Below are 15215 nucleotides of genomic sequence, written 5' to 3' on the forward strand. Positions count from 1 at the left end.
CCGCGGGCCCGCGCGGGCGGGTGGGGGGGGGGGGGGGGGGGGGGGGGGGGGGCCCCCCCCCCCCCCCCCCCCCCGAGACTCAGCAGTCGCGCAGGGTCGGGGACTGGTTGAGGAGCTGCTCGCGGGGCGAGATGAAGGCCTGGTACTGGTCTCCGCTGACGGCGGAGGGGTGGAACGCGGCGACCCGGTGGCAGTTCTGGAACGCCAGCTTCACCGAGAAGTGCCGTTCCAGGCCGCCGCGGATCGCGTCACTGGCCAGGGCCCGCAGCAGTTGCCCTCGCTCGGCCTCGCTGGGCGGGGGCACGGCGTGGTCGGCGAACTCGGCGCCGCCCGCGCGCAGGTCGGCGGTGACCTGGCTGATGACATTCCACGCGTAGGGCAGGGACTGCCGTACGCAGTCGGCGAACTCGGTGTCGGGCACGTGGCCCGATTCGGCCTTCTCCAGCAGAGCGGTGGGGACGTCGAGCGACATGGCGTTCCTCCTGGGCGTGCGGACGGATCGTTGGGACGTGAGCGCGGATGGTCAGGGCGCTGGCGCGTGGTGGCCGAAGGGCCGGTGGCTGGTCGTGGAAGGGGTGCCGGGATCGCCTGTGTCCGGCTGCGGGGGAGTCAGACCGTCAGGGCGGTGAGTGGCCGGCTGCCTGCCGAGAAGGGCGCCGCGGGCGGTGCCGCCGCCTCCGCTTCGCCGGTGGGGTAGCGGAAGCCGGGGTCGATCTGTTCGGCCAGATCGACCCCGGTCGCGTCGTTCGCCCAGGCGCGGGCGTTGCGCAGGTGGATGGCGTGCATCTGGGCGACGAAACGGTCCCAGTCCCGGACGGTCCCATCCACGGCTGTTTGCGCCGCCGCGAGCGCGGAGCGGTTCTCGGGCTCGAGGTCGTCCATGCCGAAGGGCCGGCCCTGCTCCATCGCGCGGACCGGGGTGGACTGGGTGAAACAGGCCAGGAGGTCGTCGCCCACGGCGTCGCGCAGGAACGCGACGTCCTCGGCGTCGGTGATCTTGTTCCCGAGTACGGACACGGTGATGCCGAAGTCGGCTGAGTACTCGCGGTACTGGCGGTAGACCGAGACGCCCTTGCGGGTCGGCTCGCAGACCAGGAAGGTGTGGTCGAACCGGGTGAACAGCCCGGAGGCGAAGGAGTCCGCGCCCGCGGTCATGTCGACGACGACGTACTCGCCGGGGCCGTCGACGAGATGGTTGAGCAGCAGTTCCACCGCGCCGGTCTTTGCGTGGAAGCAGGACACTCCTAGGTCCTCCTCGGTGAACGCGCCCGTGGCCAGCAGCCGTACGCCCCCGGCGTCGAGGCCGAACCGCGCCCAGACCGGGTTGGCCGCGGACAGCGTGAGCAGCCGCGATCCCGTGCCCGGGGGCGTCGTCTTGACCATGACGTCCGCCGACGGGACGCGGGGGTTGTCGCCCCGCAGGTAGTCCTTGATCTCCCGGAGATGCTCGCCGAGCGGCACTGGGGTCGCCTCGTCGTCGAGGCCCAGCGCGGCGCCGAGATGCTGGTTGATGTCGGCATCAATGGCCAGCACCGGGTGGCCGAGCGCGGCGAGGTGACGGCACAGCAGGGCGGACAGGGTGGTCTTGCCGCTGCCACCCTTGCCCACGAAAGCGATCTTCACGAGGAGCACTCCGAGTCATGGCGACGTTGCCGAGTCGAGTTATCCGACATCGTAACGACAACCATTTTCAACAACGTCGGCGCGTCGGCGTGTCGGGCCGTAGGTCCCCGAACACGCCGCGTCCCTTGTCGGACCACGCCACCTCATGTCATCGCCGGCGAGACCTCGGGCGATGATCGGCGACGCCCGCGAGCCGGCCGTTCTGTGTCGTCGCGGTCCCCGGTCCCCATCGGGGCTACGTGATCGTCCGGGTCGATGGCAGGAGACGTAGCGCGGCGGCGCCGATCAGGTAGACGAGGAGGCCCCCGGCGGGCATGCCGACAAGGTACTGGCCGACCCTGGGCGCCAGGCTGTTGCTGAGCAGCCCGGCGATGACCGCCGCGAAGGCGGCCACGGTCAGCCCCAGGCGCGGCACCGGCGTGCTGATGGCGCGCGCGAGCCACCGCGGACGCGGTGCGGCCGGGGGACGCGGGCCGCGTATCTCGATCCGGCCGAACATCGCGACCAGGACGGTCAGCGTCGCGGTCAGCATGACCAGCCACGGCGGCCGCCACAGCCACCAGGCCTCGGTCGCCGCCGCCGGCGTCGGCAAGGCGTCCAGTGCGTTCAGCAGACCGACGGCCAGCAACACGGCGCTCATGTGCCACAGGAAGACAGTGAGCACCACCGTGTTCACCGCGACCACCGCCAGCCAGGGCCGGGAGCGGCGCAGCCAGCGCTCGGCCGGGCCGCGCAGCAGCAGCACCAGGCCCAGCTGGAACGCGGCGTCCGCCAGCAGCGCCAGCGTCGGCGGCGACGCGTTGTGCATCCGTTCCCCGGAGACGTCGACCATGCTGACCGAGTAGGGCCCGGGCACGGTCAGCAGGAGCAGCATCACCAGGCCGCCGACCAGCAGGGGCAGCCACAGCCGCGGCCGGAACAGCAGCTGGCCGTCGCGCCAGGCGAAACCGATCTGGTGAATAGCCAGCCAGCCGAAGACGAAGTTGCCGTCGCCCCACTCGTGCGCACCCAACAGCCGGGCCAGGTCGCCGAGCCCGACCAGGCCGACCAGCACCAGCAGCACCCGCCAGCCGAAGCGCTGATGCAGCCAGTACATGATCGGGGCCAGCAGCACCACGACGAGGTACGCGGACAGGAACCACAGCGGGATCGAGGCGACCCAGACGGCCATCCGGGTCAGGCCGGGGTTGGCCCCCAGCAGGCGGGCGACCAGCGCGCTGCCGGCGAGCACCACGAGCAGGGTGGTGGTGGGCGGGACCAGGCGCCCGGCGCGGTTGCGCAGCCAGGTGGCGGTGTCACCGCCGCGGCGGTGGTTCGAGGTCAGCGAGGCGCCGTTGGCATACCCGCCGACGATGAAGAACAGGGGCATCACCTGGACCAGCCAGGTGATCGGGTACGCCCACGGCAGCGACTCCAGCGCCGAGTGCCCGGTCAGCTCGCCACGCCTGTCATAGTCGATCACACTGGCCAACCAGTGGCCGACGACGACCAGAATGATCGCTATCGAGCGCAGCAGGTCGATGTACCGGTCACGCGACGGCGGCGTCCGCTCAGCCCGTTCACGCAGCGTGCCCACGCCGGCACCCTAACCTCAGGTCCCTACCGGTGATCGTCTGATCTTGTCGTTTGCCTCTGGGCGTCACGCTGGATGGTCACAAGTCGGCGTCGGTGAGGATTCGGTACATCCGGGTTGGCCGCAGCGCGGGGTTGGCGGCGGCGGAGTCGACGACCCCGGGTTCCGGGTCCATCAGCAGTTGGTCCAGCAGCGCATCCGTGACGTTGGGGTGGCAGGCGACTGCGCCGCGTAGGAAGGACTCTGAAGCGGCGGCGAGTCGCTGAAGGGTTGTCACGGGTAGTTCGGGATCCTCGAGGGCGAGCCGCTGCACGTACGGGCTTGGTTCGTCGACGAAGGTGCGCAGCGCGTGACGGGGAAAGCTGGGGTGCTCGACGAGCAGCGGTCGGACGTGGAACACGTCGCCGTGGGCGCGTACCAGCCGTTCCAGGACTTCCGGTGGTGCGTCTGGCCGGCGGGCGGCGGCGCGACGGACCCCGAGGTCCGGGTCGTTGTCAAGCTGCGGCCAGGCATCCTCGGGTAGGTCCTGGCAGGAGGCCAGAACGCGGCGGAACACCGCGTGCGGGCAGTCCAGGTAGGTCATCCGCTCGTCGAGCGGCGCTTCGCGTAGCCAGGTCGGTTCGGCGAAGCTCCATTCCAGCGCCACCTTGGCGTCGAGGCTTCCGGCGGCGCGTTGGGCCTCCACGAGGGCATACAGCCGGTTCCTGGTTTCGGCGCCGGCATGGCGGCTCTGCGCCACCTCGACGCGCACGAGCGGGTCGTCGATGTCCAGCAGTCGGGTGACCATGTCGGCGGACAGGTGAGGATTGCCGGCCACGGCTTGGTAGACGTCCTCGTCCTCGGTTCGCAGGAGCTGTGCGAACTGGTCCGCGGTCAGCGGGACGTAGCGCGCCACGTTGACCCGCGTGGCCGGGTCGGCAAGACAACGGTCCCGCCATTCCGGTGGGACACCCGGTCTTTCGCGTTCGGTGGCGGCCGCGCGGACCAGCGGATCCGGATCGGCGAGTAGTCCCACCTGCACCGCTTCCGGCCGGTCGTGCCAGGCCTGCGCGACCGCGGCGCGCAGTTTCGGATCCGGCGCGCCGGCCAGCGCCGTCCGGGGCTGGCCGTAGGCCTCCTCCAAGCCTCCGATGCCGATCGTCACCGCCTGATCCACGAGATAGCGGACGAAGTCCGCGAACGCATCTCGGATCGCCGGATCAGGATGCTCGGCGATCCTGCGGCGCATCGCCGGGGAGACACGGTCCCCGTGCAGGCGGACCGCGGTTTCGCCGCCGCCGTGCGTCAGCAGGGCCTCGACGACAGCGTCCGCCAACTGCCCGCGACGCAGCGACATCCCATGCCGGCCGGCCTCGTGCGCGGCCAGGCGCACCAGGACATCCTGGGGAGCCGCCGGGTTTCGCCCCAGCCCGGACAGCCGCGGATGACCGAGACTCACCATCGGCCCAACGTAGCCGGCCCTGCACGCCGGTCTTTGGTCGCCTACGGCGCGGCATGACGGGCTTTTCGGAGGATTGGGCGCCCTGGCGGGCCGTCATGGATACACCGACACCTCGAGGATGGACCAGCTGTCCAGAGCGCGTACCGGAACCCGGCGATCTCCACGACCGGGACGGGTGGGCGAGGACGGCGGCGAGCCATCTCTCGATCATGCCTCGGCTGCCGGCGTGCGCCGTGGCGTCGACCCGTGCAACAGGCCCGCGCGTTCCACCTGCGCCTTTACCGCCGCCGGCGGGATCGGGCCTGGATGAGGCCGTGAGATGACAACCGTGTTACCTGTCACATTTCCGGACGTCTCCCGGATACCGGCCGGAAAACTGTGCTGGGTTCTTCGAGGCGCTGGATTTCCCGGGTGGCGCGTGGTGTGGACGGTGGATGGAGGGATTCCGTGACCGGGTCCGAGACCGTCCTTGACGACTTCGCGACGGCCGCGGCGGTCGAGGCCGTCGTGAACACGGAGTTCTACCCGCTGTTCGCGCCGCCGGGCAGCGCGGCCTGGAATGGGCTCGTCCTGGGTGCCCGGCGCGAGCTGGCCGAGTCGGGATGTTGCGTGCTTCCGGGATTCGTTCGACCGGAGGCGTTGGAACCGCTGCGCGCCCAGTGCGCGGCGCTGGCGCCGCTGGCCTACTACGGCGACGAGACGGTGAACGCATACAACATCGCGCCCGACACGCCGCTGCCGTCGGGGCATCCCGGGCGAGTCAGCATGCCGCGGGGCAACGCGTTCGTCGCCCGGGACCGCATCCCAGCCGACCACGCCGTCCAGCGGCTCTACACCAGCGTCGCGTTCCAGACGTTCGTCGCGGCCTGTTTCGAGCTGCCCGCCGTGCACGAGCTGGCGGATTCGCTGGCGGGGCTGTGCGTCAACGTCGTCGCGCCCGGGCGGGAGCATCCCTGGCATTTCGACACCAACGAGTTCGCGGTGAGTCTGCTGACCCAGGAAGCCGACGGCGGCGAGTTCGAGTACTGCCCGGGGATCCGGTCCGCGGCCGAGGAGAACGTCGAGGACGTCGCGGCGGTGCTGGCCGGCCGAGGCGACAGGCTCGTCCAGCGGTTGCGCCTGCGGCCCGGCGACCTCCAACTCTTTCTTGGTCGCTACTCACTGCACCGGGTGAGCCGGGTGACCGGTCCGGTCGAACGGCACAGCGTGATCTTCGCCTACAGCGCGCGGCCAGGCGTGGTCGGCAGCCTGTCCCGGACCAGGCAGCTGTTCGGCCGGGTGCTGCCGGAACACCAGGAGGCGGCCGACCAGCCGGTCCGGGTGGACGCGCTGCTCGACTGACCGCCGCGCACGTCGCATCGCCGGGTCCGCCGACGCGGACACGCCCCGCTTCGTCACCGACGACCGCCGCCCTTCGACGAGCACTCCAGCCCGCTCGTTCCCGACCGAGCGTTCCCGACCGAGCATTCCGGACCGATGCCCACCCTGATCGCCCAGTCGCTGGGCGTATCGAGAGGAGCACCGACCATGAAGTTCGACGCCGTTGGAAAGGTCTCACTCGAGCACGTCTACAACCAGCCCGACCCGCGTGCCTACTTCCGTACGCTGCGCGCGCTCGACTACCGGCTGCCCCAACTGGCCAAGCCGTACTTCTCCAAAATCATGGACGAGTGCCGGGAAAGCCGTCCGGACCGGCGGCTGCGGGTGCTCGACGTCGGGTGCTCCTACGGCGTCAACGCGGCGCTGCTGAAGTTCGACGTCGCCATCGACGAGCTGTATGACCGTTACGCGGGGGAGATCGGCCGGGCCGTCGACGAGCCAGGCGGCAGTCATCAGGATCATGACCGTGGATCCGTCGACGGCCCAACGCCCGCGGCGACCGGGACGACTGGCCTCGCGGCTGACCCGCGAACCCGGGCGACGCTGGTGGCCAGCGACCGGGCGCTGGCGACGGCCCGCGGCGGCGTCACCGACCTCGAGGTGATCGGTCTCGACGCCGCCGGACCCGCGCTGGCCTACGCGCTTGACGCCGGGTTCCTCGATGACGCGCTGCACGCGGACCTGGAGTCCCGCGAACCCACGGAACCGGAGCGGGCCCGCCTCGCCGGCGTGGATCTGGTCATCTCCACCGGCTGCCTCGGCTACGTCACCGGCCGGACCCTCAGCCGGATCGTCACGGCGGCCGCCGGCCCGGACGCGGCCCCCGGGTCCGGCGAGGCGGCGGGAGGCGGCGGGCCGGGCCTGCCCTGGATGGCGCACTTCACGCTGCGCATGTTCCCGTTCGACCCGATTGCCGAGACTCTTGCCGGGTTTGGCTACCAGACGGTGGCCGTAGACCGGTTCTTCGAGCAGCGCCGGTTCGCCTCACGACGGGAACGGGACCAGGTGCTGACGACGCTCGCGGGGATTGGGGTGGATCCGCGCGGGCTGGAAGCCGATGGATGGCTGTATGCCCAGCTGTTCATCTCCCGCCCGCCCGAATTCCCCCTTGATATCCGATCGCTGTGAATACGGCCGGGTGGGGCTTGGCACCGCCGGGATGACGCCGCCGGCGTCATGATTGGCTGGAGCTCCGGCTTCGGCCACCTGGCTGGACCACGCGACCCGCGCCGTCCGGTTCTGAGCCTCTACCGGCACCCCGCGGCGACGGCTCACCATCCACGACCACGACGAGGAAGACAACCAGGATGACCGTCGAGACCGGCCGCGAGGCCGCCACGACCGCCGCCACGACCGCCGCCGCGCCGACGGCCATGACGAAGCCCGCCGTGCGCACCTTCGACAACGAGGACAGCCTGCCCCGGGTCCCGCTGCCCGACCTGGCGGACAGCTGCGCGCGGTTTCTGGCCTGGTGCGCCCCGCTGCTCACCGCGGAGCAGCTGGCCGCGACCAAGGCGGCCGTGGACGACTTTCTCGCGCCGGACGGACCGGGGCGGCCGCTGCACGCCGAGCTGGTCCGATTCAACGCGAGCGAGGGCGTGCACAGCTGGCTCGACGAGTTCTGGCCGGCCCGCTACCTGGGCCGGCGGGACCGGATCGCGCTGAACGCCAACTTCTTCTTCCTGTTCCGCGACGCCGCGACGCCGCCCGCCACCGCGCCGCCGCCCGGCGACCCCCAGGTCGAGCGGGCCGCCGGCCTGATCGCCGCCGCGCTCGACTACAAGATCCGACTGGACGCGGAGCGCATCCCGCCGCTGCTGCGGCGTGGCCAGCCGCAGTCGATGGTGCAGAACCGGTTCCTGTTCTCCACCACCCGCATCCCCGGCGGGGACCAGGACACCGTCCGGATGCCCTACAGCTCCGCCCACCCGGGCCCGTCGGACGCCCGCCACGTCCTGGTGTTCCGGCGCGGCCGGATGTTCCGGATGGACGTGCTCGGCCCGGACGGCACCCCGCACACCCTCCCCGAGCTCGCCGCGGGGCTCGCCCGCGTGCTGGCCGCCGCCGATCCGGCGCCGGCGCCGGACGACACGGCGGTCGGGCATCTCACCACCAAGGCCCGCGCGGCGTGGGCCGAGAGCCGGGCGGCGCTGCTCGCCCACGATCCGGCGAACGTGACCGCCCTGGAGGAGATCGAGCGGGCGCTGTTCTGCGTCTGCCTCGACCACGTCGTCCCGCCGGACACCCTCGCCACCTGCGACCAGCTGCTGCACGGCAGCGCCGCCGGCCGCTGGTACGACAAGTCGGTCTCGTTCGTCGTCTTTCCGAACGGCCGGGCCGGGATCAACATCGAGCACTGCGGGCTGGACGGCACCACCGTCCTGAGCTTCGTCGACGAGCTGCTCGCCGCGCCGCCCGCCGAGCTCTCGGCCCGCTCCGGGGCCCGAGCGCACGGCGACCCGGAGGTGCGGCCCATCTCCTTCGTCCTGGACGCGACGCTGCGGGCGGACATCGCGGCGGCGGCGGAGTCGTTCGCCCAGTTCGGCGCGGACACCGAGGCGGTGGCGCTGTCGTTCCCCGAGCACGGCGCTGACCGGTCCAAGACGTTGCGGATCTCGCCGGACGCGCTGGTGCAGATGGCCTACCAGCTCGCGCACTATCGGGCGAAGGGCCGGACCGGCGCGACGTACGAGTCGATCGCCACCCGCCAATGGCGGTACGGGCGCACCGAGGCGATGCGCGTCGTCACGCCGGAGGTGCTGACCTTCGTCGCGACGATGGACGATCCGGCGGCGGATCCGGCCACCCGCCGGGCGGCGCTGCGCGCGGCGGCCGACGCTCATGTGCGGCGGGCCGGCGAGTGCCAGCGCGGCGACGCCCCCGAACAGCACCTGTGGGAGCTTGCCTTCATCCAGCGCCGCCGGGGCATTGAGCTCGGGGTGCCCACGGCGTCGCCGCTGTACGAGTCACCGGGCTGGCTGGTGATGCGGGACGACTACCTGAGCACCAGCTCCGCCCCGTCGGCCAACATCGAGTACTTCGGCTTCGGCTCGACCAGCGGGAAGTGCATCGGCATCGCCTACGTGCTGCTGCCGGACCGGCTGAACATCTACCTGAGCACCCCGCGGCCGGTGGCCGCCGGAATGCACGCCTTCGCCGACCGGCTGCGCGAGGCCCTCGGCGAACTCGACGAGCTGCTCGCCATGGACCACGGCCGCGCCTGAACCACAGGAGGGCGTGCCCCGCCGGCTTCCGCCCGGGCGAGGTGCCGGGTGACGTCGCCGCGGCCGTCCCGGTGGATCATCCGTGGCCTGGTCGCGGCGGGGTAGGCGCCGGGGGTGACGCGGGCTGGCGCCGCGGGAGCAGGTCGATGCCGTCGAGGATGCGTTCCAGGCCGAAGTCGAACGAGCGGGCCGGGTCGCTGATGGCGTTGTAGGTCTCGCCGGCGACCTGGCCGACCCGGCCCGAGATCGGATAGCGCTCGCCGTCCATCACCTGCTCGAGGATTGGCGCGTTGATCTCCCACCACTCGAGGTCGGTGATCCCGGAGGCCCGCTCGGTGCGTGACGCGTTGATGGAGGCGCGTGCCGCGCTCTCGGTGAACCCGACGAGCAGCGCCACGACCTGGTCCATCTCCAGGTCGCCCAGGCCGATGCCCTCGATCGCGGCCAGCTGCCACTCGTAGCGCGCGGAGCCGTTCGGGCCGATCCAGGGCCGGCTGCTCTCGACCTGGAGCAGCCAGGGATGCCGGTGGTACTCGTCCCAGAGCATGCGGGCGATCTGCCGCATCCGTTCGCGCGATGTCGCGGCATGGGCGGGCAGCGCGTTCTCGCCCAGCACCTCGTCGACCATCAGCCCGATGAGCTCGGACCTGCCAGGCACGTAGGTGTAGACGGACATCACGCCGAGGCCGAGCCGGTCGCCGACCTTGCGCATCGACAGGGCGTGCAGCCCCTCCGCGTCGGCGATGTCGATCGCCGCCCGGACGACCTCGTCCACGCTGACCCGCTGCCGGGGGCCTCGTGAGCCCTGCGGCTGGCCGAGCGTGCGCCGCCAGAGCAGCCGCAGGGTGCGCTCCGTGGTGCGGACCCGCTCGGCCCGCTCGTCCGCCGCTCCTCGCCCCGCCGTGGGCTCGTCTGCGTCGGCCATGTGCGCACCGTACTCCGTGGGGTGTACGGTGAACCCGCTCGGAATCTTCGTATGGCATACGGAGTTGTGGAGTCTCATGAACGTTTCGCCCGTCACCCCCTCACTGATCGCCGAAGGGCTGTGCAAGCGCTACGGCGACGTCGTCGCGCTGGACGGCTTCGACCTGGCGGTCCCGCCCGGGACCGTGCACGGCCTGCTCGGACCCAACGGCGCAGGCAAGAGCACCGCCGTAAAGATCCTCACCACGCTGCTCGACTTCGACTCGGGCACCGCCCGGGTCGCCGGTCATGACGTCCGCGGCCAGGCCAGGCTCGTCCGCCGACGCATCGGTCTCGTCGGGCAGGAGGCCGCGGTCGACGAGATCCTCTCCGGCCGGCAGAACCTGGTGATGTTCGGCCGCCTGTACGGGCTCGGCACGGCCGACGCGCGCTCCCGGGCCGACGACCTGCTGGCCTCCTTCGACCTCGCCGAGGCGGCGGACCGCGCCGTCTCCACCTACTCGGGCGGGATGCGGCGCCGGCTCGACATCGCGGTCGGCCTCGTCCTCACGCCGTCCGTGCTCTTCCTCGACGAGCCGACGACGGGCCTCGACCCGCGCGCCCGCAACGAGGTCTGGCAGACCGTCCGCCAGGTCGCCGAACGCGGCACCACGGTCCTGCTCACCACCCAGTACCTGGACGAGGCCGACCAGCTCGCGTCGCGCATCACCGTCCTGAACCAGGGCCGGGCCGTCGCCGACGACTCGCCGGAGGCGCTCAAGCGGCAGATCGGCGGTGATCGCGTGACGGTCACGCTGCCCCTGCGGGTCCCACTCGGGCCGACCGCCGACGCGCTTGCCGCCGCGGTCGGCGTGCCGGGCGCCGTCGACCCCGCCAACCACGCCGTGACCTTCGAGGCCGGCGCGGGGGTGGTCGTGCTCGCCGAGGTCGTGCGGGCCCTCGACGCGGCGGGCGTCGTTCCCGAGGACCTGGTGCTGCGCCGCCCCACGCTCGACGAGGTGTTCCTGACGCTGACCGGACCGCGACAGCGGGCCGCGGCGGCGCCGACGACCAAGGAGGACGCCGTCCGATGACCACGCTGCGAGCCGGATGGATCATCACCCTGCGCGGGCTGTCCCACTGGGCCCGCCAGCCCGCCGTCCCGATCTTCGGCCTGCTCTTCTCCGTGATGCTGCTGCTGGTCTTCGGACTGCTGCTGGGCGGCGCGATGGAGGTGCCGGGCGACGGCGACTACCTCGACTACCTGCTGCCCGGGATGCTCACCCTCGCCATGATGTTCGGCGTCGAGGCGACGGCGACCGCGATGACCAACGACGTCAAGAGGGGCGTCACGGACCGGTTCCGGTCGATGCCCATCAGCGCGGCCGCGGTGTCCCTCGGCCGGGCGGGCGCCGACATGGTGAACGCCGTGTCCGAACTCGGCACGCTCGTCGTCGTCGGCCTGCTGATCGGCTGGCGCATCGACGCGAGCGTCGGTTCGGCCGTGCTGGCCGTCGCGTTGCTGTTGGCGCTGCGCTTCGCGATGATCTGGATCGGCATCTTTCTCGGTATCGCGTTCCGCGGCGGTGGCACGACATCCGCGGTTCAGGTCCTCGTATGGCCGATCGGCTTTCTGTCCGCCGCGGTCGTGCCGGTCGAGACGATGCCGGACTGGCTGGGCGCCATCTCGGCGTGGAACCCGGTCTCCGCCACGGCGACCGCCGTCCGGGAGCTGCTCGGGAACCCGTCCGGCCTGTCCGGCGGGCTGCTCGACGACCATGCCGTCCTGCTCGCGATCGGCTGGCCAGCCGTCATCACGGCGGTCTTCCTGCCGCTGTCCGCCCGCGCCTATCGGCGCCTGCGTCACTGATCGGAGACCGCCAGCGGGACCGCGTGAGCCGGGCCGCGGACGGACGTTCGTGGAACCGTCCTTCCAGGAATGCAAGCGGCCCGGCCATCGCGAAAGCCCGGCCATGACGGCGGAGACAGCGCGCCGCGGAAACCGCCGACCCATCGCGGTTGACACCGCCTCCTCGAAGGAGCGTCCCGTGAGGCGGGGAGATGCGACAATCCTTCCCGGACCGTTCGCCCGCTCAGAGGTGGCTGGCCATGGACAAAGCCCTGCCGGCAGACGGCGGTAACCATCCGGACGCACTGCTGGCGAAGATCCGGCGCGCGAACGATCTGGACCGCCAGGGCAGGATCCAGGCGGCCCGTGTCCTGTACGAGGACGTGCTCACCCGCTCACGCGAACATCTCGACGAGGACCAGTTCCGCGACCGCGCCACGGCCGCCGCGCTCAACCTCCAGGGCGTTCTGCGCCGCCAGGGGGACAGCGCCGCGGCCGTGGCACTGCTCGAGGACCTTCTCGCCCGGCTGTGGCGAGCGGTCGGCGACGACAACGTGGAGTCACTGATCGCCGAACACAACCTCGCGGTCATCGTGCGCGCAGGCGGGAACCTCCCGAGGGCCCGTGAGCTGGCCGCCGCGAGCCTTCAGCGCCGCCGCCGCGTTTTCGGTGATGACCACCAGCACACCGCGTCCTCCCGCCAGTTCCTTGAGGAGACCATCGCCTGGGACTCATGACGTCGACAGGACGTCACCATCGAAGATCGCGCGCCGAGATCCGAGACGCTCGTGGCGCGAGGTCGGACGAAGATCGCTGTCGCGGACCTCGGAAGGGCGCTCCTCCGCGACGAAGCATCGGTTGTCGGCGCTGGCGGCCATCAGACAGGGCGTCACGGCGGGCAGAGGAGGTGATCGTGGCCATGCGGCGAGGGTCACGGAGCCGGGATAGGCGCACGATTCAGCGGTACGACCGCGGCGTCCTCTGGACACACTATGAAAGACCATTCCGCGTCCCGCGCAAGATCGCGCTCCTGATCGTGGTAAACGGCGCCTGCCTGTTGGCTGTCCTCGCTGGAGCGGTTCTCTTGAACGAAATTCTCAAGCTACGCTCGGACGGAGTGCGCACATACGGAACATCGGTGCGGGCGGATTCGTCGACCTACACGTCGTATCATTCCGACGGCACCACGTCGATGGAAACAAAATCTTACACCGACGTCAGCTATGTCGACAACCATGGTAATCGGCACCTCGCGACAGTCCTGGATTTCCACGAGGTGGGTGAACGTGTCCTCCTTGTATACCATGACGGCCGGCCGGAGATGGCCATACCCGTTTCGCAGACCAGTGGCTACTGGATAGCGTCTTCAATCACAATCATGGTGAGCGGGATCGGTATAGCCATTGCCGCGAACCGGAAAATTGCTCGCCACTGGTATCTCTGAGAGCGGGGGACCACTCGACACGGAACTGACTTCTGCCAGCGGCGCGCGTTTGACGCCGAAACCATCCACGGCGGCGATGCCGTTGAGCGGGAACGGACTTTCCGCGGACACGTGGCCCCGCGGGTGTCCCGGATCGGTCGCGGAGGTAGAGGAGCACCAGGTCGCGTCCGGTCGCGCAGTAGAGGACGTCCTCACGCCATGCGATCGACGTGACCGGGTCCTCGAACCTCAAGAACGTCACCACGGCCTGCGTCGGCGTGCTCCATAGCAACACCATCCCGTCGATACACCTGGTTGTTCCAAGCAGAGGCAAACGGAAGCAAACGAAGGGCGGCGCCGTCGGGGGAGCGCGGGCCGGAGGGCGAGCGACTGGCGGCCTGCGGGTGAGGGCCGAGTTGTTGGCGCCTACGTGCTTGCGGTGTCGGAACCTGTCGGTGCTCGTCGTCATGATCGGGCTGTGGCTGACGAGGGTGTGGTCGATGGCGTTGTGGACGACGGTGGACTCCGCCGGAAGGTGACGGAGGGGCTGGGCGAGTACCGGTGGGTACGTGACGTTCGCCGTGTGCTGCCGGAGCTGCGGGCCAGCGGCAGGCTTGCGGTCGATGCTGTTCCGTGGCGGCGATATCACCATGCGTTCGGAAGGGCCGAGGACGTACCTGACTCGCTGCGCGCGCTTTCCGACTGCGATCCGGATGTCGTGTCACGTGAGCTCGGCGCCCTGTGGGACAGGATTCGGCACCAAGGCGGCACCTACGCCCCGGCGGCTCTGGCGGTGCCGTTCCTGATCCGGCTCGCTGCCAACCCGGCCGCGCACTGCCGCGCCAATCTGCTGTTGCTGACGGCCGAGGCGGGCCACCGCGACCATTTTGGGGGCGACATGCGCCAGGACCTGCTTCAGGTGGACTATCCACCCGAGGATCTGCGGTTTGATACCTCCGGATACCCCGTCCAGTTGACGTTGGAGGCGGCGCGTGAGGCGATCACCGCGGACGTCTCGCTGCTGATCCCGCTGCTCGACGACGCCGACGCGGCGGTGCGCTCGGCTGCGGCCTACACGCTGGCCACCGCATCAGGAGCGCCACCGGTGGTGTCGCAGGCGCTGCGAGCACGGCTGGCGCTGGAGGATGACGAGCCTGTGCGGATCAGCCTGGTGCTCGCGCTCGCCCAGCTCGCGATCGAACGATCTGAGGCGGCAGTGGCCGTGGCATGGGCCGAGCAACTGTGGACGGACGAGGAGAGCTCGATCGATCTCCGTCTCGCTGGTGCGCTGGCGTGGGTGTGTGCGACGGTGGCGCCGCCTCCGCAGTGCCTGCTTGACCTGCTCGCAATGGCTACCACGTCGGAGATGGAGCAGTGGATGCGGCAGGTGCCGTGGCAGGACGACCTCGCCTGGGCCGGCAGTCTCGCCGTATGGCTCGCCGCATTCCTCAACAACACACCGGCCCAGGACCCCGAAAACCCCTTCGCGTCCTTGTAAATTGTTGCGGCATATCGAGACACGGTCCTGCGTTACCGCCGGCGGCACGCCTGGGTATCGTGGCGTCCACGGGCGCGCCGCTACCCAGTCTTTCCTATGGTCGCCCCGATATTGTCAGATGCCGCGCGCCCGGACGTACAGTAGTGGGTAGGGCCCGCACGGGGCCTGTCATGGGCTGGTAGGGCCGTTTTCGGGCCACGACGGCCGCGGGCGCTACCCGCTACTGTTCCGAGTCTGAAGTTTTTGGGCTGATCGTAGACTGGGGTTATGCCTGGTCCGAGTGCCGTGCCGATCGAGCTTT

At 70.6% G+C, this 15215-nt stretch carries 13 protein-coding genes; 8 read left to right on the forward strand and 5 right to left on the reverse strand.

Annotated features, from left to right (window positions below; translation table 11 throughout):
• Nucleotides 1-79: 79 nt before the first annotated feature.
• The 4 genes from I6A81_RS41690 to I6A81_RS41705 all read right to left on the reverse strand — a co-directional run bounded on the left by I6A81_RS41690 (nucleotide 80) and on the right by I6A81_RS41705 (nucleotide 4637).
• Nucleotides 80-472 (reverse strand): SCO5389 family protein, encoded by a 393-nt coding sequence (locus I6A81_RS41690; protein ID WP_203006510.1) that lies wholly within the window; start codon nucleotides 470-472, stop codon nucleotides 80-82.
• A 137-nt stretch (nucleotides 473-609) separates the two neighbouring features.
• A complete protein-coding gene (locus tag I6A81_RS41695; RefSeq protein ID WP_203006511.1) occupies nucleotides 610-1623 on the reverse strand; it encodes an ATP-binding protein in 1014 nt (337 codons plus the stop codon).
• A gap of 235 nt (nucleotides 1624-1858) precedes the next feature.
• Nucleotides 1859-3199 carry an acyltransferase family protein gene (locus tag I6A81_RS41700; protein WP_203006512.1) on the reverse strand — a complete coding sequence of 447 codons (1341 nt, stop codon included), beginning with the start codon at nucleotides 3197-3199 and terminating at the stop codon, nucleotides 1859-1861.
• A 76-nt stretch (nucleotides 3200-3275) separates the two neighbouring features.
• Nucleotides 3276-4637, reverse strand: a complete 1362-nt coding sequence (locus tag I6A81_RS41705) for a hypothetical protein (RefSeq protein ID WP_203006513.1) — start codon at nucleotides 4635-4637, stop codon at nucleotides 3276-3278.
• A gap of 447 nt (nucleotides 4638-5084) precedes the next feature.
• Between I6A81_RS41705 and I6A81_RS41710 the strand changes: the two genes are divergently transcribed.
• From I6A81_RS41710 to I6A81_RS41720, 3 genes are all read left to right on the forward strand, one after another.
• The gene (locus tag I6A81_RS41710; protein ID WP_203006514.1) at nucleotides 5085-5978 is read left to right on the forward strand and encodes a HalD/BesD family halogenase; all 894 of its coding nucleotides are present in this window, start codon (nucleotides 5085-5087) and stop codon (nucleotides 5976-5978) included.
• Between the two features lie 186 nt (nucleotides 5979-6164).
• Nucleotides 6165-7145 carry a class I SAM-dependent methyltransferase gene (locus tag I6A81_RS41715; RefSeq protein ID WP_203006515.1) on the forward strand — a complete coding sequence of 327 codons (981 nt, stop codon included), beginning with the start codon at nucleotides 6165-6167 and terminating at the stop codon, nucleotides 7143-7145.
• Nucleotides 7146-7324: 179 nt separating this feature from the next.
• The gene (locus I6A81_RS41720; protein WP_203006516.1) at nucleotides 7325-9241 is read left to right on the forward strand and encodes a choline/carnitine O-acyltransferase; all 1917 of its coding nucleotides are present in this window, start codon (nucleotides 7325-7327) and stop codon (nucleotides 9239-9241) included.
• A 76-nt stretch (nucleotides 9242-9317) separates the two neighbouring features.
• On the opposite strand, the gene I6A81_RS41725 is transcribed toward I6A81_RS41720, so the two are convergent.
• On the reverse strand, nucleotides 9318-10166 hold the full coding sequence (locus tag I6A81_RS41725) for a TetR/AcrR family transcriptional regulator C-terminal domain-containing protein (RefSeq protein WP_203006517.1): 849 nt from the start codon (nucleotides 10164-10166) through the stop codon (nucleotides 9318-9320).
• Nucleotides 10167-10242: 76 nt separating this feature from the next.
• On the opposite strand from I6A81_RS41725, the gene I6A81_RS41730 reads away from it, so the two are divergent.
• The 5 genes from I6A81_RS41730 to I6A81_RS41750 all read left to right on the forward strand — a co-directional run bounded on the left by I6A81_RS41730 (nucleotide 10243) and on the right by I6A81_RS41750 (nucleotide 14914).
• Complete coding sequence (locus tag I6A81_RS41730) at nucleotides 10243-11238, forward strand: ATP-binding cassette domain-containing protein (protein ID WP_203006518.1); 996 nt, start codon at nucleotides 10243-10245, stop codon at nucleotides 11236-11238.
• Nucleotides 11235-12014, forward strand: a complete 780-nt coding sequence (locus I6A81_RS41735; protein WP_203006519.1) for an ABC transporter permease — start codon at nucleotides 11235-11237, stop codon at nucleotides 12012-12014. Before I6A81_RS41730 ends, I6A81_RS41735 begins: the two co-directional genes overlap by 4 nt.
• Before the next feature lie 239 nt (nucleotides 12015-12253).
• A complete protein-coding gene (locus I6A81_RS41740; protein WP_203006520.1) occupies nucleotides 12254-12730 on the forward strand; it encodes a tetratricopeptide repeat protein in 477 nt (158 codons plus the stop codon).
• Nucleotides 12731-12906: 176 nt separating this feature from the next.
• Nucleotides 12907-13437, forward strand: a complete 531-nt coding sequence (locus I6A81_RS41745; protein WP_203006521.1) for a hypothetical protein — start codon at nucleotides 12907-12909, stop codon at nucleotides 13435-13437.
• A 457-nt stretch (nucleotides 13438-13894) separates the two neighbouring features.
• Nucleotides 13895-14914, forward strand: a complete 1020-nt coding sequence (locus tag I6A81_RS41750) for a hypothetical protein (RefSeq protein ID WP_203006522.1) — start codon at nucleotides 13895-13897, stop codon at nucleotides 14912-14914.
• Nucleotides 14915-15215 lie beyond the last annotated feature (301 nt).

It is taken from the genome of Frankia nepalensis, assembly GCF_016786325.1.
Lineage (GTDB): Bacteria > Actinomycetota > Actinomycetes > Frankiales > Frankiaceae > Pseudofrankia > Pseudofrankia nepalensis.